The organism is Proteocatella sphenisci DSM 23131, assembly GCF_000423525.1.
Lineage (GTDB): Bacteria > Bacillota > Clostridia > Peptostreptococcales > Filifactoraceae > Proteocatella > Proteocatella sphenisci.
Genome location: NZ_AUID01000002.1, coordinates 1 through 19,371 on the forward strand (window position 1 = coordinate 1; position 19,371 = coordinate 19,371).

Genomic DNA, 19,371 nt, shown 5'->3' on the forward strand with positions numbered 1-19,371 from the left:
TCACATTTGTTAAGGAATACTACGATGTATGGTACTCCAACCTGTCTTGAAAGAAGGATATGCTCTCTAGTTTGAGGCATTGGACCGTCTGCTGCTGAACATACAAGGATAGCTCCGTCCATTTGTGCTGCTCCTGTGATCATGTTCTTTACGTAGTCAGCATGGCCTGGGCAGTCAACGTGTGCGTAGTGTCTGTTTGGAGTCTCATACTCAACATGAGAAGTTGATATTGTGATTCCTCTTTCTCTTTCTTCTGGTGCTTTATCTATTTTGTCAAAGTCTACTGCTGATCCAAAACCATATCTTTCATGAAGTGTTTTTGTGATTGCTGCTGTAAGTGTTGTTTTACCGTGGTCAACGTGTCCTATTGTTCCAACGTTAACGTGTGGTTTATTTCTTTCGAATTTAGCCTTAGCCATTGTTTTATTCCTCCTGAAATATATAATATTATTTTACCCGGGAAGAGAAGACTCCTCCCGGATTGTTTTAGGTTTATAAAGCCATATTGACTCTTACTTGCCTTCTTCCATTATCTTCTTAGCGATAGATGCTGGAACTTCTTCGTAATGGTCAAATATCATTGTATATGTTGCTCTACCTTGAGTTGATGATCTTAGGTCTGTAGAATATCCGAACATTTCAGAAAGTGGTACCATAGCGTTTACAGCCTGAGCTCCGCCTAGTCTGGCTTCCATTCCTTCTATTCTTCCACGACGAGAGTTAATGTCTCCCATAACGTCTCCCATATAATCATCTGGTGTAACAACTTCTACTTTAACTATTGGCTCAAGTATTATTGGTGTTGCTTTTCTCATACCTTCTTTGAAGGCCATAGAAGCAGCCATTTTGAAGGCCATTTCTGATGAGTCTACCTCATGGTATGATCCATCATAAAGCTCAACTTTGACGTCAACAACCTGGTAACCTGCAAGTATTCCAGATTCCATAGCTCCCTGGATTCCCTGGTCAACTGGTCCGATATACTCTTTTGGTACTGATCCACCAACTGTAGCATTGACAAACTCATAACCATCACCTGGCGTTTGAGGGATCATTCTGATCTTAACGTGACCGTATTGTCCTCTACCACCTGATTGCTTGGCATATTTGTATTCAATGTTAACTGGGTTTTTTATAGTCTCTCTGTAAGCAACCTGAGGCGCTCCAACATTGGCTTCTACTTTGTATTCTCTTAGAAGACGGTCAACTATTACCTCAAGGTGCAATTCACCCATTCCACCTATTATAGTTTGCCCTGTTTCCTGGTCAGTTCTCACTGTAAAAGTAGGGTCTTCTTCAGATAGTTTCTGAAGTCCTACTCCCATTTTCTCCTGAGCTGCTTTTGTTTTTGGCTCTATTGCAACGTGTATAACTGGCTCTGGGAATTCCATAGACTCAAGTATGATAGGATGATCCTGATCACAAAGTGTGTCTCCTGTAGTAGTATCTTTAAGACCTACTGCAGCAGCTATATCTCCAGCATAAACTTCTGTAAGCTCAGCTCTTGTGTTTGCATGCATCTGAAGTATACGTCCGATTCTTTCTTTCTTGTTTTTTGTTGAGTTAAGAACGTAAGAACCTGATTTTAATATTCCTGAGTAAACTCTGAAGAATGAAAGCTTTCCAACAAACGGGTCTGCCATTATTTTAAAGGCAAGCGCTGAAAACGGCTCTGAGTCGTCTGCATGTCTTGCTTCTTCAGTTTCTCCGTCAAGAAGAACACCAGTAATAGATTCTACATCAAGTGGAGATGGCATAAATGAAACTACTCCATCAAGAAGTTGAGGTACACCTTTATTTCTGTATGCTGATCCACAAAATACTGGATTTATCTTAACATCAATAACACCTTTTCTTAGAGCTATTTTCAACTCTTCGATAGATATTTCTTCGCCTTCAAGGAATTTCATCGTTAAATCTTCATCTAACTCTGCAATTTTTTCTACCATAGTCTCTCTGCACTCTTCTGCAAGAGCCTTCATGTTTTCTGGTATTTCTCTGGCTTCTTGTTCTCTTCCAAGATCATCTATGTTGTAGTATGCTTTCATTTCAAAAAGGTCTATTACTGCTTCAAAGTCATCTTCTGCTCCGATTGGAAGCTGAACAGCTACGGCATTAGCGCCTAGTCTGTCTTTCATCATCTGAACAACTCTTAAGAAGTCTGCTCCGATTATGTCCATTTTGTTTACAAATGCTATTCTTGGCACTTTGTAATGGTCTGCCTGTCTCCAAACATTTTCTGATTGAGGCTCTACTCCACCCTTTGCACAGAAAACAGCTACAGCGCCGTCAAGAACTCTAAGAGATCTCTCAACTTCTACTGTAAAGTCAACGTGTCCAGGTGTATCTATGATATTAACTCTGTGCTCTTTCCACTCAGCAGTAGTTGCTGCAGAAGTAATAGTTATACCTCTTTCTTTTTCCTGCTCCATCCAGTCCATCTGTGATGCACCTTCGTGAGTTTCGCCTAGCTTGTGAGTCTTTCCTGTGTAAAACAGTACTCGCTCTGTTGTAGTCGTCTTACCCGCATCTATGTGGGCCATGATTCCTATATTTCTGGTTTTAGCCAGTGAAAATTGTCTTGCCACTGATTTTGACTCCTCTCTGACACTTAATTCAGTATAGTTACATTCTGAATCAGTTTGAAATAATTAGTAACGGTAATGTGCAAATGCTTTGTTAGCGTCTGCCATTTTGTGAGTATCTTCTTTTTTCTTGAATGATGCTCCAGTTCCGTTTGCTGCGTCCATTATTTCTCTAGCTAACTTTAGTGTCATACCTTTTTCGTTTCTAAGTCTTGTGTATTTAACTAACCATCTAAGACCTAGTGTTTCTCTTCTCTCAGGTCTTACTTCTATTGGAACCTGATAGTTTGCTCCACCTACTCTTCTTGCTTTAACTTCAAGCACTGGCATAATATTATTTAATGCCTTTTCGAATATTTCTAGTGGATCTTCATCTGTTTTCTCTTTAATTTCATCAAACGCCCCATATACTATTGCTTGAGCCGTTCCCTTCTTTCCGCCAAGCATTATCTTGTTGATAAGCTTTGTAACGGACTTGCTTCCATATATTGGATCTGCAAGTACTTCTCTTTTTGGAACATTACCTTTTCTTGGCACTTTGCTTCCCTCCTTAATGATTAATGGTTAAATCATCGGTACTCGACAAAATCTGCTTTGCCGGGGCGCCTATATAAAACTCTATATATTAAACGCACCGTAAACAATACGACTTATTTCTTAGCAGCAGCAGCTTTTGGTACTTTCGCACCGTACTTTGATCTTGATTGTCTTCTCTTATCTACACCTGATGTATCAAGAGATCCTCTTACTATGTGATATCTTACTCCTGGAAGGTCTTTGATCTTTCCTCCTCTTATAAGAACAACACTATGCTCTTGCAGGTTGTGGCCTTCTCCTGGAATGTAAGCTGAAACCTCTATTCCATTTGTAAGTCTTACCCTAGCGATTTTTCTAAGAGCCGAGTTTGGCTTTTTAGGTGTAACCGTTTTTACTGAAGTACATACTCCTCTTTTTTGTGGAGCACTTGCATCAGTACTTTTCTTTTTAAGAGCGTTATACCCTTTTTGAAGAGCTGGAGCTGTTGATTTCGCAGCTATTTCTTTTCTGCCTTTTCTTACTAACTGATTAATTGTTGGCATTATGGCACCTCCTTCTTTAATAAATTTGTTTTTTTGCACCGCCAACTGCATTGTCTATTGATTCGGCTATAATTAGTCGATTCTCAATGTGCTTTTTTACACACTAATAGATTTTATCACTTTAAGATGCGTTTGTCTACTTTTTTTTGTTTACATTTGTAAATTTATTCTACTGACAGTATATAATAATACAGTGGCTGTCCGCCTTTGTGTACCTCTACATCCATGTCATCATAAATTTCTTCTAGTCTTTCTTTCAGGGCTTCTGCCTGGTCTTGGGTTACGTCTTGACCATAATAAAGCGTTATTATGTCATCCATGTCTACTATATTATCAAGAAGCTGCACTACCGCTTCGTCAACACTTTTGGTGCATGTAAGAATTTTTCCTTCTCCTATGCCTATTATGTCTCCCTCATGTATGTCAATGCCATCAGAGTTTGTATCTCTTACCGCATATGTTATCTGGCCTGACTTTACAGCCTTTGTTGCTTCTTGCATATTTTGCGTATTTGTTTCAAATTCTTCTGAAGGCTCAAATACCATGAGTGCCGATATAGCCTGAGGAACTGTTTTTGTAGGTATTACTTCTACATTTTTTTCACTCAGCTCTTTGGCCTGGTTTGCTGCAAGTATTATATTTGAGTTGTTAGGAAGTATTATTATATTGTCTGAATTTATGCTGTTGATAGCCTTTATGAAGTCTTGTGTGCTTGGATTCATAGTCTGACCACCTTCTATTATCTGGTCAACTCCAAAATCTTTCATTATATGAGCAATGCCGCTCCCCATGGAAACTGATATTATTCCATATGCTTTGGGGGCCTTGTTTTTTTCTGAAGTCAGATTTTTTTGCTGAATCCTCATATTCTCAATTTTTATCTTGTCAAGCTGACCATGCTGACCTGCTGCTTCGAGTACTTTTCCTGGATTGTTTGTATGAATGTGTATTTTTATTATGCCATCATCCCCTACTACAACCATCGAGTCTCCATCTCTTTCAATTCTGGATCTAAGCTCTTGAGGTTCTATGTCTGCATTCATTACCATAAATTCTGTACAGTAACCAAATTCAATTTCGCCTTCAAATATATGGATGTCACTTTGTATAAATTCTTCATAGTCAATGCTGTCTGCCTGTCTTGATTCAACTATTTGACCATAATAACCCATCATCATGCCTTCCATGAATGACACAAGTCCTTTTCCACCTGAGTCTACAACATTTGCATCTTTAAGGGCTTTAAGAAGCTCGGGTGTTCTTATGAGTGAATTTTTAGCCTCTTCTAAAATTCTGTTCAGAAACTCTTCCATGGCCATATCTTCTTTTCTAATTGACATAGCATATGTTGCCGTTTCTCTTATTACAGTAAGGATGGTTCCTTCAACTGGTTTCATTACTGCTTTGTAGGCTACATCTGATGCTTCTTTTAGGGCCACAGCAACATCTTTTATGCTAAGTGAGTTTTTGCCTTCTACTCCTTTTGCAAAACCTCTGAGTATCTGAGAAAGTATTACTCCGGAATTTCCTCTGGCTCCCATGAGCGAACCTTTGGCTATGGCTTTTCCTATAAGTGTTATATCGTCTTCTTTCAGTTTCTCAAGCTCTGATATTGCTGAAGCTATAGTAAGAGACATGTTTGTGCCTGTATCCCCATCTGGTACCGGAAATACATTCAATCTGTCTATGAGAGCCTTATCATTTGTAAGTTTATTTGCTCCAGAAATTATCATTTCTCTTAACAACTTCCCGTCAATCTTATCCATCTACATCCTCCTGCTATTTTTGGACTCTTACGCCTTGTACGTTTATTCCAATTTTCGATACCTTGAGTCCTGTTTGATTTTCTACGTAGTATTTTACTCTTTCAATTATATTATCAGCAACGACAGAGACTTTTGTTCCATACTGTACGATTACTGATATTTCTATTTCTATAACTTCATTTTCTATATCTACTTCTATTCCTTTGCTGCCGTTTGATCTGGATAAGAGTTCTACTATTCCGTATTTATTTTTAGAGGCCATTCCAACAAGGCCATAGCACTCAAGCGCCGCCTGGCTTGCTATTTTGGAAATTACTTCTTTTTCCATTGATATTGTCCCATATTCATTTACTATATTTAACATTTTTGCCTCCTGTTCTATTATTAGTAAATTGACTATTTCTTTATTGTATAATAATTTTTGTATTTATTCAAGCGATTTAATGCTATAATGGGTTTATGACAAATATTTTGTTATGGGCGTGTTACTTGTCAAATATATAAATTTATTTATTTTTTTTTGTGATAACTTTTATGTTGCAATTAACTCAAAGCTATGATAATATAATACTTGTTAAATTCACGATTATTGATTTGAAGGAGGTGTTTTGCATGGCAAAGGTTTGTGATGTATGCGGAAAAGGTAAAATTTCTGGAAATAATGTCAGCCATTCAAATCGTCATAACAAAAGAACTTGGACGCCTAACCTTAGAGTAGTTAGAGCTATTGTTGACAGTACGCCAAAGAAACTTAAGGTTTGTACAAGATGTCTACGTTCTGGAAAAATTGCACGAGCATAATAATAAAAAAGCTTGAGGATTAATCCCCAGGCTTTTATTATTTTTAACTGATTTTTAATATTTTCGATCCCTGAGGCTCTCAATTATAATTGCGGAGCCTTTTTTTATTTCTACATAACAGTCTTTTATATATTCGTTTGACAGGCCAATGCTTTCTCCTCTTTTGAGATTGTAGTCTTTCAGGGGATACTTTACTCCTTCAAGGCTCACTTGAGCGTCTTCAAATACGGCAAAAATCGAAAAATGCTGATTTTCTCTTTTTTTAGAAATACACTCTCCCCTGCCACATACAAAGGCTCTGTCATAACGATCTACAAGCTTTAAACTAATGCCTTTTTCATAAGCATAATATAGCATCCCAAAATTAGCCAGACTGTGATCCCATCTTCCTCCGAGTGCCCCGTAGAGGTCAATTTCTTTGTAGCCTCTGTCAATAAGAAAATCAATACATATATGGGTATCGCTGAAATCTTTTTCGGGATTAAATTTTATAAACTGAACTTGTTTTTCTTTAAAATATTCGAGAGTTTCTGTATTTATAGAATCAAGGTCCCCCAAAATATAATCTGGAATTATTCCTGCGCCCTGGAGCCTGTTGCTGGCCCCATCTGCACAAACAATAATTTTATATTGAGACATTTGAGCCTTTATTTTGTCAATTTCGCCTATGTCTCCGTTTGAGATTATGGCCGCCTTCATTAAACTATCATCTCTTTTTCTGCGTTTTCCCTAAGCAGGTGGACTGCCTCTTTTATATTGCCTTTGCCAAATATAGCCGATCCGGCAACAAGTATGTCTGCCCCCGCTTCTACAACATCTCCTATAGTCTTGGCGCTTACTCCCCCATCAACTTGTATATCTACGCTCAGGTTTTTTTCTATTATCATTGACTTAAGATCTCTTATTTTTCTTAGTGATGACTGTATAAAAGACTGTCCTCCAAATCCTGGGTTAACACTCATAATGAGTACCATATCCAAGTCTTCAAGGATGTATTCGAGCACGCTTATTGGTGTGGCTGGATTTAGTGATACGCCCACTTTACAGCCACACTCTTTTACCGCCATAACTGCTCTGTGAAGGTGGTTTGTCGCTTCGTAATGAATTGTTATTATGTCTGCCCCAGCATCTGCAAAATCTTTGATGTATCTTGCCGGTTCATCTACCATGAGATGGCAGTCAAATACCATTTTAGAGTGTTTTCTTATACTCTTAATGACTACTGGTCCAAAAGATATGTTTGGTACAAATGATCCGTCCATGACATCTATATGAAGGTATTCACACCCTGCTGCTTCTACTTTGGCTACTTCTTCTCCAAGTATTGAAAAATCTGCCGACAATATTGATGGCGCTATTTTTATCATATTATTTTCTCCTTTTGTTTTTGTCTCTTATTTCATTGAGAAGCTGAATATAGCTCTCATACCTTCTTGCAGGTATGTGCCCTTCTTCTACGGCTTTTTTAACTCTGCAATCAGGCTCATTTTCATGTATGCATTTGGAACCAAACCTGCAGTCTACATCATATTCATAGAAATCTATAAAATATTCTTTGAGGTCTCTTTCTTCAATATCTGACAAGTCTATAGAGCTGAAGCCCGGTGAATCTGCTATGAACGAGTTTTCATCTACTTTTATCAGTTCTGTGTACCTTGTGGTGTGTCTTCCTCTTCCTATTTTTTCACTGACTTTTCCAGTTTTTAGTTTTGCATCTTCTACAAGCCTGTTTATAAGTGTGCTTTTGCCGGCACCTGAAGGTCCCGCTACTATGGTAATATTGTTTTTAAGATAAGATTCTAACTCATCTACATTATATCCTGTTTCTGCAGATACCGCCAGTATAGGGTATCCTGTAGCCTTGTAGTTTTCTTTAAGGCTATCGATGAGTTTTGAGTCATCCAAATCAACCTTATTAAAACAAATTATTATTTCTACGGATTCTTTTTTTGCGGTTATCAGAAATCTGTCAATAAGTGACAGATTTGGATCTGGGGATTTTACTGCGAAAACAAGTATGGCCTGTGTGATATTTGCAATCGGAGGCCTCTTCATAAGATTATCTCTTTCATGGCCTTTGAATATAACACCTTTTCTATTTTCTTCATCGAGCACTTCTATCTCAACTCTGTCTCCTGTTACAAGTTCGACATTGTTATGTCTCCAGTTTCCACGTACTTTGGTTTCATAAACCTTATCTTCTACTTCCACATAATAAAACGAAGATATTGCCTTCACTATGATTCCTGTCATATTTCCCCCTTGTGATTACAATCTTTTGTTAAAACTGTACTTTTGGATTTGCGTATAAATTGTTATAATCTCCATCTAAATATACATAGTATTCTCTTAATTCTCCAGGAAGTCCCTTTACTTCTACCTCAAGTACTTCTCCCAGATCAATCGGTTTTACTGTCTTGTCATATATAAAGGTGTCTTTGGTTACATCTTTTATCTGTACTCTTACGTTTTCTTTATCTTTTGGAAGGGTTATTACCATTGCATAACTTACTTCTTTAGGTTTTTCATAACGATTGACTACTATACCCACTTCTGATCCTGTAGACATTTTCTGACCCGGACTTGGGTTTTGTGAAAGAACTATGCCTTCGCTTTGGCCTTTGTCTTCTCTGTATGATACTTTAAGATTAAAGTTCTTCAGTATGTTTCTTGCCTCTTGCTCTGATTTACCAAGCACAGTAGGCAGTTCTATGTTATTTTCTTCTTTTCCCATGCTCACGGTTATCTTTACAGTTTGCCCTGCTTCTATCTTGTCTCCGGCTCTTGGGGTCTGTTCTATGACAATATTTTCTTCAGCCTGGTCAAATTTGTACTCTACCGATTCTTCCAATTTAGCATCTGATATAAGTTTGGAGGCTTCTTCTATTTTTTTACCTGTGAGTTCGGGAACCACCACTTCTTCTTTCCTCTGGGCCGAGATAATTACTTCTATAGTTTCGCCTTTCATAATTTTTGTTCCAGCCTCAGGATCTTGTTTTGCTATGAGTCCTGGTTCGTATATGTTATTGACTTCTTCTCCTGCAATACTTATCTCAACCCCATTTTCCAGCGCACTCTCTTTTGCTTCTTCGAATGTTTTTCCTGTAAATTCTGGTGTTTCAATTTTGTCTTTATCTGTATTCTGACCAAATCCACCATTTATCATGAATATTATCCCTACAAAGACCAGGGCTGCTAGCAGTGCCCCAGTTACAGTCATTATAAGCTTTTTACTATCTTTTTTTTCAGATTTTATATCCGATTTTTTTTGAGATTTTTTAACCTTACTGCTTTCTTCAGACTTTTTTATTTCATTTTTATCACTTACGTCAGTAAATAATATCTTATATTGATCATCTGGTACTATTTTTTGTGTATGATATGTCTCATCTGAAAAATTATTCTCAAATGCCTTGTTTTCTTTTATATAGTCCAGATCTCTTATCAGGTCGCTGACTGTTTTGTATCTTCTGTCTGCACTTTTTTGCGTAGCTTTTCTTATTACATCTTTTATCTCTGCTGAAATATTGTCATTATCTGAAAAAGTAATCTCTTCTTGTATGTGTTTGAGCGCTATGTTTACAGGGGAGTCTCCTTCAAAGGGAAGTTTTCCTGTGATCATTTCATACATCACTATACCCAGTGAATATACGTCACTGCGCTCGTCAACGTATCCGCCTCTTGCCTGCTCTGGTGAAAAATAATGTACTGATCCCATTATAGAACCTACAGCTGTAATAGTTGAACTGCTTACAGCCTTGGCTATACCAAAATCAGCAACTTTTACCATATTGTTCTTTGCAAGCATAATGTTTTGAGATTTTATATCTCTGTGGACTATTTTTTTGCTGTGCGCTTCTTCAAGGGCCATTGCTATCTGCCTGGATATTGAAACCATAGTTTCTTGCTCTATTGCGCCTTTTTTGTGTATCTCATCTTTTAGGTTTTGTCCGTCTACAAATTCCATAACAATATATGATATATCTTCGTCTTGTCCTACATCAAATATATTTATTATGTTCTGCTGATTAAGACTTGCAGCAGATTGTGCTTCATTCTTAAATTTTTCTATAAATTCTTCGTCTTTTCCAAATTCTGGCTTCAGCATTTTAATAGCTACTATCCTGTTAAGTATCCTGCATTTGGCCTTGTATACATAAGCCATACCGCCTTCGCCTATCTTTTCGAGTATTTCATATCTGTTTCCAAGCAGTTTATTTATCATTTTATACCCACCTTACTGTCATACTTTATGCATATCAAAGAAATGTTATCAATCCCACCTTTTTCAAGTGCTTTGTCTATGAGATCATTTGATTTCTGTTTCAGACTTGCATCTGTAGATATGACTTTTAGTATCTCTTCGTCTGTTATCATGTTTGTAAGCCCATCTGAGCATAATAGTAAAATATCTCTTTCTTTAAGTTCAAATTCATATGTGTCGATTTTTATATCGCAGTCTGTTCCTATTGCCCTTGTTATTACATTTTTTTTGGGATGAGTAAGCGCTTCTTCTTTTGTAATTGCTCCTGATTCAATAAGCTCTTGTACAAATGAATTGTCTTTTGTAAGTTGCTTTATCCGGTTTTCCCTTACTATATAACACCGGCTATCTCCTACATTTGCAACCATGAGCATATCTCTTGACGTAACGGCAGCCACCATAGTAGTTCCCATTCCGTAATACTCTTCTTTTTCGCTCTCTTCAAATACCAAATGATTAGCTTTTTTTATTGAAAATGTAAGCATATCTACAATCTTCTGGTGTTTTTCTTCTGCAATGTATTCTTTTATTTTATCTTTGTTCTCTTCCATTGAAGAAATCACGGCAGTAGTAGCTATCCTGCTTGCTACTTCCCCATTTTTATGACCACCCATTCCATCTGATACGATAAATATATGCGCCTCATCACAAAGCGAAAACTGGCCTACAAAGTCTTCATTATTTTCTCTTACCTTACCGACATGACTTTTAATATAATATTCCATGATATTATTCCCTCCATAAACTCTATATTTCAGTTTTATTGTCGATTATACTTCTTCTCAGTTGTCCGCAAGCTCCGGCAATATCTCTTCCCAGCTCTCTTCTTACTGTAGCTTCTATATTATTTTTAATCAATATATTCTGAAACTCTTTTACTTTTTTCATATCCGGCCTTTTGAAGTCATTTTCTTTTATTTCATTTATAGGGATAATGTTGACATGAGAAAGTGATCCTCTTAGGAGTTTTGCAAGTTGCATTGCTGTTTGTGGATTATCATTCACGCCTCTTATAAGTGCATATTCATAAGTTACTCTTCTTTTGGTTTTTTCTGAATAGGCTTTTGCCGCGCGTATCAGCTCTTCTACACTATAACTTTTTCCTATAGGCATTATCTCCTCGCGTGCGTCCTGGCTAGTCTGGTGAAGAGATATGGCCAGGTTTACTGGTATTTCAAGTTCGGCCAGCCTTTGTATCTGAGGAACCAGTCCGCATGTGGATACAGTTATATGTCTGTACCCAATGTTGAGTCCTTTTTCGTCATGGACCAGCACAAAAAACTTCTCCAGATTTTCCATGTTATCAAAGGGTTCTCCTGAACCCATTATAACTATATTGGAGATCCTCTCTCCGGCATCTTTTTGGGCAGTTATTATCTGTCCCAGTATCTCTCCTGCTGTCAGGTTTCTTACCAGGCCGTCTATTGTAGATGCGCAGAATTTGCATCCCATCCTGCACCCTACTTGTGTGGATATGCACAGGGAAAGCCCGTGCTTGTATTTCATAAGCACCGTCTCTACAATATTGCCATCATCAAGTTCTATAAGATATTTTTTAGTTTCATCTTCCTGGGACTCCAGTTTTTGATATATTCCTGCTTTTGAAATATAGGCCACCTCTGAAAGCTTGTCTTTTAGTTTTTTGGGTATATTAGGTATTTGGTCTATGCTTTCAATGCCTTTTGATATAAATGAATATATCTGCTCAGAGCGATATTTAGGCTCTCCTATGGATACTATCAGCTCTTTTAACTCTTGGCCTGTAAGGCTCTTTATATCTTTTTTCATATTTTCCCTTTTATTAGCTGATTCTTTTCAGCTTGCATATATAAAATCCATCACTTTCACCGTCTGAAGGAAGCATCATAACATCTTCTTGGGTCTTTTCAAAATTGCCATTCTTTTTCAGAAAATCATCGGTTATATCCTGATTTTCTTCTTTATTAATTGTGCATGTACTATATATCATTATGCCACCAATCTTGATATACTTGGAAGCATTTTGAATTATTTTTCTTTGTATGTTATAGATAGAGCTTATATCTTTTATTGTCTTATACCTGATTTCTGGTTTTCTTCTTATTATTCCAATCCCTGAACAAGGGGCATCTACAAGCACTCTGTCGTATTTCCCAGCCATATCCGGATTGTATATAGTTGCGTCATTTTGGCTGGTGTTTACTATTTTAACTCCAAGTCTCTTGCAAGTATTAGTTACCAGTTCCAGTTTGTTCTGTGATATATCCATTGCGTCTATTCTGCCTTCATTATTCATAAGCTCTGCAATGTAACCAGTCTTGCCTCCTGGACATGCACAAATGTCTAGTATATATTCTCCAGCAGCTGGATCAAGTTCTTTTACGCATCTCATGGAGCTTATATCTTGTACACTGAAAAGTCCGTCTTTGTAGCTTTTGCTATTTTCTATATTTTTAAGATTCTTTACTACAAGCGCGCCTTTTACTTCTTCCACCAGCTGAGCATCTGCGCCTTCTTCTTTTAAAAGCTCTGCAAGCTTTTGAGGACTTGTTCTCAAAGAGTTGGCTCTTATATAAAGTTTGGGTTTTATTGAAAAACCATACATTATATCTTCAGTTCCTTCCAGATCATACTGCTTCATAAGCAGGTCCACTATATCTGGGGATACTGAATATTCTACTGATACTCTTTCCGAAGTGTTTTTTATGTCTATATCAAATGCACCAGGGTCTCTTAGTACATTTCTCAAAACGGCATTTACAAATCCGCTTCCTCTTGGGAATACTTTTTTACATAGTTTTACAGATTCATCTACCGCTGCAAAATCAGTCACTGAGTTCATTTCTCTTATCTGATAGAGGCCCATTTCAAGTATTACAAGTACTTCTCTTGAAATGTCTGATATTTTTTGCTTACTGAATTTTTGTATAACGTAGTCCAGATAAAGCTTGTTTTCTATTGTACCATATACTAGTTCTGTAAAAAAACCTCTGTTTATATTATCGAGTTCATTTTTTCTCAGTATTTTATTTATAGTTATGTTTGAATATCCACCTTGATTAATCACATTATATATGGCTTCATATCCCAATTCTCTTGGATTTTTCATAATTCCTCTTTCATTATAATTTATATAAGTTACTTTATAATTTGTTTGTGTATCACCTTCAAAAAGGACGCAGTTTGCGTCCTTAGTTTTTCTTATCTTCTGTTCCTGTCCCTTATAGCAATCAATCTCATAAGCTGTGATATTGCTGCTGCCGCTGCTGCAATATATGTCAGAGCTGCTGCATTTAGCATTCTTCTGCCCTGGGGTATCTCAGAGGGGCTTAGTATTCCCATCTCTGCCAGTAATTTTATAGCTTTACTGCTGGCGTTGAGCTCTACGGGAAGCGTTATCAACTGAAATAAGACACTGGCCGAGAACATTATCACGCCTATATTGAATAGGGCAGGCATTGCTGCAATAAACATTCCGGCTGCTATAAATACCCATGCCAGATTTGATGCAAGGTTGACTACTGGAACCAAACTGTTCCTTACTTTCAAGGGTACATACGCATTTGCATGCTGTAAGGCGTGCCCTACCTCATGCGCCGCTATTGAATTGGCAGCTATTGTGTTTCCGTAATATACATCATTTGAAAGTCTCAGTACTTTTGTTCTCGGGTCATAGTGATCGCTGAGTTTTCCAGCAACCAGCTCAATTTGTACATTGTTCAGGCCATTTTTATCAAGTATCTCTCTGGCTGTCTGCATGCCTGTATAGCCCCTTGTAGTCCGTATTCTAGAAAACTTACTGTAGGCGCTGTTTATTTTCCCCTGAGCATACATAGTCAGTATCATTGCGGGAATCAGTATTATCATTGTGTTGTCGAAGTATAATGGGTACATATTTTTTCCTCCTGTTATACAAACAAGTCTCCTCGCTTTATATCATTTCCTTTAAGATATTCTTTTACAGGCATTCTTTTCTTGTTTGGAAATTGAACCTCATATACCAGCACACTGCTTTCTTTTGCCCTTATCTCAATGCAGTCGCTTTTTACGTCTATTATTTCTCCATAATTATTATTAAGTGAAGGGTTTCCAAGCTTTAAATCGAATAGTTTTACAGTTTCATCATTTAGTTTTGCATATGCTGATGGCCAGGGATCCACCCCTCTTGCAAGGTTTATAACAGCTTTGGCATCTTGGCTGAAATCAAGATGTCCCAGTTCTTTATTCATCATAGGCGCGTAAGATGATTTGCTATGATCTTGAGCGATTCTTGGCACTTGCCCTTTTTCAAACAACTCAAGCGTTCTTGAAAGAGTTTTTTTGCTTAAATCTGCAAGCTTGTCATGAAGTGACCCTGATGTATCTTCAGGCTCTATGTCTATCTCATCTGAAAGTATGATATCTCCAGTGTCTAGACCCTCTGCCATATACATGGTGGTTATTCCTGTCTTTTCTTCACCATTTATTATAGCAAAATTTATTGGAGCCGCTCCCCTGTATTTTGGAAGCAGGGATGCATGTACGTTTATGCATCCCAGTCTTGGTATATCTAATATCTCTTTTGTTAATATCTGACCAAAAGCAGTTACGACTATAAGATCCGGATTTAAACTTTTTATAAGTTCTACGGATTGTTTTTCTTTTACCCGATCTGGCTGATAGACTTCAAAACCATACTCCAGCGCTTTTTCTTTTACTGGTGTAGGTTGAAGTTTTTTGCCTCTTCCCTTGGGTTTGTCTTTTTGAGAAATGACAAGTAATACCTCGTCTCCTCTTTCTTTGAGAACTTCAAGTGAATTAACCGCAAACTCAGGAGTTCCCATAAATATTATCTTCATATTTATAAACTTACCTTTCTTAGCATATACTTTTATTCTGATTTTTCTTTGTCTGTCGTTTCTTTTTGTACTCTGTCTTTAAAAAGTATTCCGTTCAGGTGATCATGCTCGTGAAGCACTGCTCTTGCAAACAGGTCTTCTCCTTCCATTACGCATTCTTGCATGTCTTCGTTGAAGAACTTGAACTTTACGTAATTTGGCCTGCATACCGGTGCATAGTATCCCGGAAGGCTAAGGCATCCTTCGTCGTCTGTCTGCGAGCCTTTGGTTTCAAGTATTTCTGGGTTGATACAAACTACAGGTCCGTCTCCTACATCGATAACGAATATTCTTCTGAGAACCCCTACCTGTGGCGCAGCAAGGCCTACTCCATCTGCTTCATACATGGTATCTATCATATCTTCAATAAGTTCTTTTATTTTAGGTGTTATTTCTTCTACTTTTTTTGATTTTTTTCTAAGCACATCGTCTCCGTCATGCCTTATTGTTCTTATTGCCATATTTTCCTCCCGAAAATTACATCATATTTTTAGGGTTTACATCTACCGATACAAATGTATCGTCATCTATAATTATACTTCTTTTTTCAGATAAAATAAAGTTTATTATACTTTTTAGCAGATATATTTCATTTTCTTTACTTGTCTTATAAAAGAGTTGCCATCTGTATTTTTTTTCTATCTTTTGTATTATGCAGGGCGTAGGACCCAGAGGAATAAATTCCGCTCCTCTTTTGCCTGCATAAAAATTTATTGCATCTTTAATTTTTTCTGCTGTATTTGCTGCTTTCCCCATATTGGGGCTGCTTGATACGATTCTTACAATACTTCCAAATGGAGGATATCCAAAATCTTTTCTGGCTCTTATCTCGATTTCATAAAGCCCCTCGTAGTCATTGTTCTTTATAAATTCAAATATTTCATGGTCTTTCTCTACGGTCTGTACAATTACCTTTCCCTTGTGTTCTCCTCTGCCTGCTCTGCCAGCAACCTGAGATACCATGGAAAATGTTTTTTCATAGCTCCTGTAATCTGGAAATCTCAGGCTCTGGTCTGCATTCAGGACTACAACCAAAGTCACATCTTCAAAATCCAGGCCTTTGCTTATCATTTGAGTCCCTATTAAAATATTGGCATTGGTGTCTTTGAATTCCATGAGTAGTCTCTCATATTCACCTTTTCTTGTCGTAGTGTCCTTATCAAGCCTTACCGTTTTTGCACCGACAATGGATTTTTTTATGTCTTCTTCTACTTTTTGCGTTCCCATTCCAGTTTCTTTCATTTTACTTCCACTGCACTCACTGCATATTCCATCATAAGTTTTGCTATATCCGCAGTAGTGACACATGAGCTTGTTTCCATTTTTATGGTAGTTGAGAGTTATATCACAGTCCGGGCACTTTGGTGTATGAGCGCAGTCTGTACATGTGAGGCTCGTTGCAAATCCTCTTTTGTTTAGAAATACTATCACCTGTTTACCGCGGTCTATCTCATTTTGAATTTCTTCTTTTATATGCTGATTTATAAGTGATGTATTGCCACTTCTAAGTTCATCCATAGTATCTGTTATCTGTATTTCAGGCAAAGTAGCATTAACCCTGCTGGTAAGTTTTACCAGGTCATATTCTTTGCAAGCTGCTTTGTAATATTGTTCTATGGTTGGGGTAGCGCTCCCTAAAACAACTGTTGCACCTGTGTACTCAGCTATTTTTTCAGCCACTTGGACAGTGTCATACTTGGGGTTTTGCTCGGATTTATATGCATCATCATGACATTCATCAATTATTATGAGTCCCAGATTTTTAAGGGGTGAGAAAATAGCCGACCTTGCACCAATTACTATCTGGGCCTCTCCGCTCTCTATTATAGCCCACTGGTCTTTTTTTTCGCCTTCACTCAGATGACTGTGCATTATGGCAATGGTGTCTCCAAATATATTTCTAAAACGCGCTATAGTCTGGGGAGTAAGTGAAATTTCTGGAACCAGAAGTATTACTGATTTTTCATTTTCAAGTGCATCTGCTATAAGCCTGATGTATATTTCAGTTTTTCCCGAACCTGTTATACCAAAAAGTAACTTTGGTTTCTTGTTGTAGAGATTTTGCGTAATTTCTAAATACACATTTTCCTGCTCTTTTGTAAGAGTAGTTTTCTTGCTCTTAAGTTTATAGTTTTCTTCTGGCCTTCTATATTGGAGTTTTTTTTCAAGCTGTGCAATGCCGTCTTCTACCAGCTGCTTTATTGGCTGACTCAGTATTACTTTGTTTTTTTCTTGTATTTCCATTATGTCTACAGGCCCTTTGATCAGCTCTTCAATTAAAAGAATTTTGTTTTTTGCATTTTTCCTCTGAGCGCCTTTGTATATCTCCAATTGTTCCAAGCTTAGCAATGGTACAAGTATTCGCTTATATTTAAGCGAGGTTTTTTCTGCTTTTGGGAAAAAGAGTGAAACCGCCTCAAACATACTGCACATATATTGTTCTTTTATCCAAATCGCAATTTTAAGTGCTTCTGGGCTTATGAGAGGCACGTCTTCTTTTATTCCTGCTATCTGCTTGAGTACAATCTCCTTGGTGTTTTTTGTTTCAGAAGACTGGTCTGGTATATTTATTACAAGTGCTTCGTGTATCTTGTTCCCCTTGCCAAAAGGAACATCTACTCTTTGGCCTGGTTTTATGTCAGAAGGCGCCAGATAGTTAAAGACTCTGTCTACGTATCTGGATTTATGTTTTATGATTATTTCGACTTCAGTATTCATCATTGTGTCTGACATTGAAATTCTCCTTAATATGTTCGAAAGAGGGCACTTTTATTATCAGTGTCCTCTCTTTATTCTTATGTGTATTTATTTTCGGTCGTCTCTGCTGTCGTCATACAGCTCCATTATTTTGTCAAACAAACTTTTGGCAACCATACTTTTATCCATGAGTGGAAGCTCTGTTACAGACCCATCGCGGTCTATTATGTTAACTATGTTAGTATCCACTCCAAAACCTGCACCTTCTTTTTTTACATCATTTGCAACAATAAGGTCAAGATTTTTGCGTTCCATCTTGGATATAGCATTTTTGAGTATATGGTCGGTCTCTGCTGCAAATCCAACCAGTATCTGGTTTTTTCTTTTTTGCTGACCTGTTTCAAAGAGTATATCGTGGGTTCTTTCAAGCTCTATACTCATATCGCCTTCACTCTTTTTTATCTTACTTTGAGATTTTTGTGATGGGGTGTAGTCTGCTACTGCTGCTGATTTTATTATTATATCCATTTCAGCAGCCCTTGTTATGACAGCCTGATACATATCTTCTGCAGATTCTATGCTTATAAATTCTGATATTCCATATGGAATTTTTTCCGATGTTTTTCCTGATATCAAGGTGACCTTAGCCCCTCTTCTTACGGCTTCTCTTGCAACCTGATACCCCATTTTCCCAGAAGATCTGTTGGTTATATATCTCACCGGATCTATAACTTCAATAGTAGGTCCTGCTGTTACGAGCACCTTTTTGCCCTCAAGGTCATTTGTAAGTGTAAGATGGTGGATTACAGTATCTACTATAGTCTCTGGATCTTGCATCTTGCCTTTTCCTATATCATTACAGGCTAGCAAGCCTTCCAGAGGTTCAATAAATATTACTCCTCGCTGCATCAGTTTTTGGATATTTTCCTGAACAGCCGGACTTTCGTACATTACAGTATTCATAGCTGGAGCCATTATGATTTTTGATTTTGTTGCCATAAGGGTCGTGCTGAGCATATCATCAGCTATCCCGTTTGCCATTTTACCAATTATGTTTGCGGTAGCCGGTGCTATAAGGAACACATCTGCTTTTTTTGCAAGAGAAATGTGTTCTATATCCCAGTAAAAATTCGTATCGAACATGTCAGTCACTACTTTATTTTTAGAAAGACTCTGAAGCGTTACTGGACCGACAAACTCTGTCGCGCTCCTCGTCATTATAACATCTACGTTGACCTCTTTTTTTGTGAGCCTGGAAACTATATCGCATGCCTTGTATGCAGCTATTCCCCCTGTCACTCCCAATACCACATTATATTTCAT

The 19,371-nt window shown here is 37.5% G+C and carries 19 protein-coding genes; 1 reads left to right on the forward strand and 18 read right to left on the reverse strand.

Annotation, left to right across the window (positions count from 1 at the left end; genetic code table 11):
- From G558_RS0101005 to G558_RS0101030, 6 genes are all read right to left on the reverse strand, one after another.
- A partial coding sequence (locus G558_RS0101005) for a GTP-binding protein (RefSeq protein WP_028828485.1) occupies positions 1-419 on the reverse strand: 419 nt, incomplete at its 3' end.
- Between the two features lie 93 nt (positions 420-512).
- Positions 513-2,588 (reverse strand): elongation factor G, encoded by a 2,076-nt coding sequence (gene fusA, locus G558_RS0101010; RefSeq protein WP_028828486.1) that lies wholly within the window; start codon positions 2,586-2,588, stop codon positions 513-515.
- A gap of 63 nt (positions 2,589-2,651) precedes the next feature.
- Complete coding sequence (gene rpsG, locus G558_RS0101015; protein WP_028828487.1) at positions 2,652-3,122, reverse strand: 30S ribosomal protein S7; 471 nt, start codon at positions 3,120-3,122, stop codon at positions 2,652-2,654.
- A 113-nt stretch (positions 3,123-3,235) separates the two neighbouring features.
- Positions 3,236-3,664 (reverse strand): 30S ribosomal protein S12, encoded by a 429-nt coding sequence (gene rpsL, locus G558_RS0101020; protein WP_028828488.1) that lies wholly within the window; start codon positions 3,662-3,664, stop codon positions 3,236-3,238.
- A 164-nt stretch (positions 3,665-3,828) separates the two neighbouring features.
- Positions 3,829-5,430, reverse strand: coding sequence for a DAK2 domain-containing protein (locus tag G558_RS0101025; RefSeq protein ID WP_028828489.1), 1,602 nt, complete (start codon positions 5,428-5,430; stop codon positions 3,829-3,831).
- 13 nt (positions 5,431-5,443) lie between these two features.
- Positions 5,444-5,794, reverse strand: a complete 351-nt coding sequence (locus G558_RS0101030; RefSeq protein WP_028828490.1) for an Asp23/Gls24 family envelope stress response protein — start codon at positions 5,792-5,794, stop codon at positions 5,444-5,446.
- A 248-nt stretch (positions 5,795-6,042) separates the two neighbouring features.
- On the opposite strand from G558_RS0101030, the gene rpmB reads away from it, so the two are divergent.
- On the forward strand, positions 6,043-6,231 hold the full coding sequence (gene rpmB, locus G558_RS0101035) for a 50S ribosomal protein L28 (protein WP_028828491.1): 189 nt from the start codon (positions 6,043-6,045) through the stop codon (positions 6,229-6,231).
- Between the two features lie 54 nt (positions 6,232-6,285).
- Here the strand turns inward: rpmB and G558_RS0101040 are convergent, their stop codons facing one another.
- The 12 genes from G558_RS0101040 to coaBC all read right to left on the reverse strand — a co-directional run bounded on the left by G558_RS0101040 (position 6,286) and on the right by coaBC (position 19,371).
- Entirely contained in the window at positions 6,286-6,930 is a 645-nt protein-coding gene (locus G558_RS0101040) for a thiamine diphosphokinase (RefSeq protein ID WP_028828492.1), read from the reverse strand.
- Positions 6,930-7,598 (reverse strand): ribulose-phosphate 3-epimerase, encoded by a 669-nt coding sequence (gene rpe / locus G558_RS0101045; protein WP_028828493.1) that lies wholly within the window; start codon positions 7,596-7,598, stop codon positions 6,930-6,932. The genes G558_RS0101040 and rpe overlap by 1 nt, the downstream gene beginning before the upstream one ends.
- A gap of 1 nt (position 7,599) precedes the next feature.
- Positions 7,600-8,484 (reverse strand): ribosome small subunit-dependent GTPase A, encoded by an 885-nt coding sequence (rsgA, locus tag G558_RS0101050; protein ID WP_028828494.1) that lies wholly within the window; start codon positions 8,482-8,484, stop codon positions 7,600-7,602.
- A gap of 28 nt (positions 8,485-8,512) precedes the next feature.
- On the reverse strand, positions 8,513-10,456 hold the full coding sequence (pknB, locus tag G558_RS0101055) for a Stk1 family PASTA domain-containing Ser/Thr kinase (RefSeq protein ID WP_028828495.1): 1,944 nt from the start codon (positions 10,454-10,456) through the stop codon (positions 8,513-8,515).
- On the reverse strand, positions 10,453-11,220 hold the full coding sequence (locus G558_RS0101060) for a Stp1/IreP family PP2C-type Ser/Thr phosphatase (RefSeq protein ID WP_028828496.1): 768 nt from the start codon (positions 11,218-11,220) through the stop codon (positions 10,453-10,455). Before G558_RS0101060 ends, pknB begins: the two co-directional genes overlap by 4 nt.
- Before the next feature lie 22 nt (positions 11,221-11,242).
- Complete coding sequence (rlmN, locus tag G558_RS0101065; protein ID WP_028828497.1) at positions 11,243-12,283, reverse strand: 23S rRNA (adenine(2503)-C(2))-methyltransferase RlmN; 1,041 nt, start codon at positions 12,281-12,283, stop codon at positions 11,243-11,245.
- Positions 12,284-12,296: 13 nt separating this feature from the next.
- Entirely contained in the window at positions 12,297-13,583 is a 1,287-nt protein-coding gene (rsmB, locus tag G558_RS0101070) for a 16S rRNA (cytosine(967)-C(5))-methyltransferase RsmB (protein WP_028828498.1), read from the reverse strand.
- Positions 13,584-13,675: 92 nt separating this feature from the next.
- Positions 13,676-14,368 (reverse strand): zinc metallopeptidase, encoded by a 693-nt coding sequence (locus G558_RS0101075; protein ID WP_028828499.1) that lies wholly within the window; start codon positions 14,366-14,368, stop codon positions 13,676-13,678.
- A gap of 14 nt (positions 14,369-14,382) precedes the next feature.
- Positions 14,383-15,312 carry a methionyl-tRNA formyltransferase gene (fmt, locus tag G558_RS0101080; RefSeq protein WP_028828500.1) on the reverse strand — a complete coding sequence of 310 codons (930 nt, stop codon included), beginning with the start codon at positions 15,310-15,312 and terminating at the stop codon, positions 14,383-14,385.
- 32 nt (positions 15,313-15,344) lie between these two features.
- Positions 15,345-15,812 carry a peptide deformylase gene (gene def, locus G558_RS0101085; RefSeq protein ID WP_028828501.1) on the reverse strand — a complete coding sequence of 156 codons (468 nt, stop codon included), beginning with the start codon at positions 15,810-15,812 and terminating at the stop codon, positions 15,345-15,347.
- A gap of 16 nt (positions 15,813-15,828) precedes the next feature.
- Complete coding sequence (gene priA, locus G558_RS0101090; RefSeq protein WP_051188385.1) at positions 15,829-18,084, reverse strand: replication restart helicase PriA; 2,256 nt, start codon at positions 18,082-18,084, stop codon at positions 15,829-15,831.
- A 72-nt stretch (positions 18,085-18,156) separates the two neighbouring features.
- On the reverse strand, positions 18,157-19,371 hold the full coding sequence (gene coaBC, locus G558_RS0101095) for a bifunctional phosphopantothenoylcysteine decarboxylase/phosphopantothenate--cysteine ligase CoaBC (protein WP_028828503.1): 1,215 nt from the start codon (positions 19,369-19,371) through the stop codon (positions 18,157-18,159).

What these genes read in the sequence shown, in the direction of transcription:
- rpsL (WP_028828488.1), bottom strand. Translation starts at nt 3,664, where the DNA reads ATGCCAACAATTAATCAGTTAGTAAGAAAAGGCAGAAAAGAAATAGCT.
- G558_RS0101025 (WP_028828489.1), bottom strand. Translation starts at nt 5,430, where the DNA reads ATGGATAAGATTGACGGGAAGTTGTTAAGAGAAATGATAATTTCTGGA.
- G558_RS0101030 (WP_028828490.1), bottom strand. Translation starts at nt 5,794, where the DNA reads ATGTTAAATATAGTAAATGAATATGGGACAATATCAATGGAAAAAGAA.
- rpmB (WP_028828491.1), top strand. Translation starts at nt 6,043, where the DNA reads ATGGCAAAGGTTTGTGATGTATGCGGAAAAGGTAAAATTTCTGGAAAT.
- G558_RS0101040 (WP_028828492.1), bottom strand. Translation starts at nt 6,930, where the DNA reads ATGAAGGCGGCCATAATCTCAAACGGAGACATAGGCGAAATTGACAAA.
- rpe (WP_028828493.1), bottom strand. Translation starts at nt 7,598, where the DNA reads ATGATAAAAATAGCGCCATCAATATTGTCGGCAGATTTTTCAATACTT.
- rsgA (WP_028828494.1), bottom strand. Translation starts at nt 8,484, where the DNA reads ATGACAGGAATCATAGTGAAGGCAATATCTTCGTTTTATTATGTGGAA.
- pknB (WP_028828495.1), bottom strand. Translation starts at nt 10,456, where the DNA reads ATGATAAATAAACTGCTTGGAAACAGATATGAAATACTCGAAAAGATA.
- G558_RS0101060 (WP_028828496.1), bottom strand. Translation starts at nt 11,220, where the DNA reads ATGGAATATTATATTAAAAGTCATGTCGGTAAGGTAAGAGAAAATAAT.
- rlmN (WP_028828497.1), bottom strand. Translation starts at nt 12,283, where the DNA reads ATGAAAAAAGATATAAAGAGCCTTACAGGCCAAGAGTTAAAAGAGCTG.
- rsmB (WP_028828498.1), bottom strand. Translation starts at nt 13,583, where the DNA reads ATGAAAAATCCAAGAGAATTGGGATATGAAGCCATATATAATGTGATT.
- G558_RS0101075 (WP_028828499.1), bottom strand. Translation starts at nt 14,368, where the DNA reads ATGTACCCATTATACTTCGACAACACAATGATAATACTGATTCCCGCA.
- fmt (WP_028828500.1), bottom strand. Translation starts at nt 15,312, where the DNA reads ATGAAGATAATATTTATGGGAACTCCTGAGTTTGCGGTTAATTCACTT.
- def (WP_028828501.1), bottom strand. Translation starts at nt 15,812, where the DNA reads ATGGCAATAAGAACAATAAGGCATGACGGAGACGATGTGCTTAGAAAA.
- priA (WP_051188385.1), bottom strand. Translation starts at nt 18,084, where the DNA reads ATGTCAGACACAATGATGAATACTGAAGTCGAAATAATCATAAAACAT.
- coaBC (WP_028828503.1), bottom strand. Translation starts at nt 19,371, where the DNA reads ATGAAATATAATGTGGTATTGGGAGTGACAGGGGGAATAGCTGCATAC.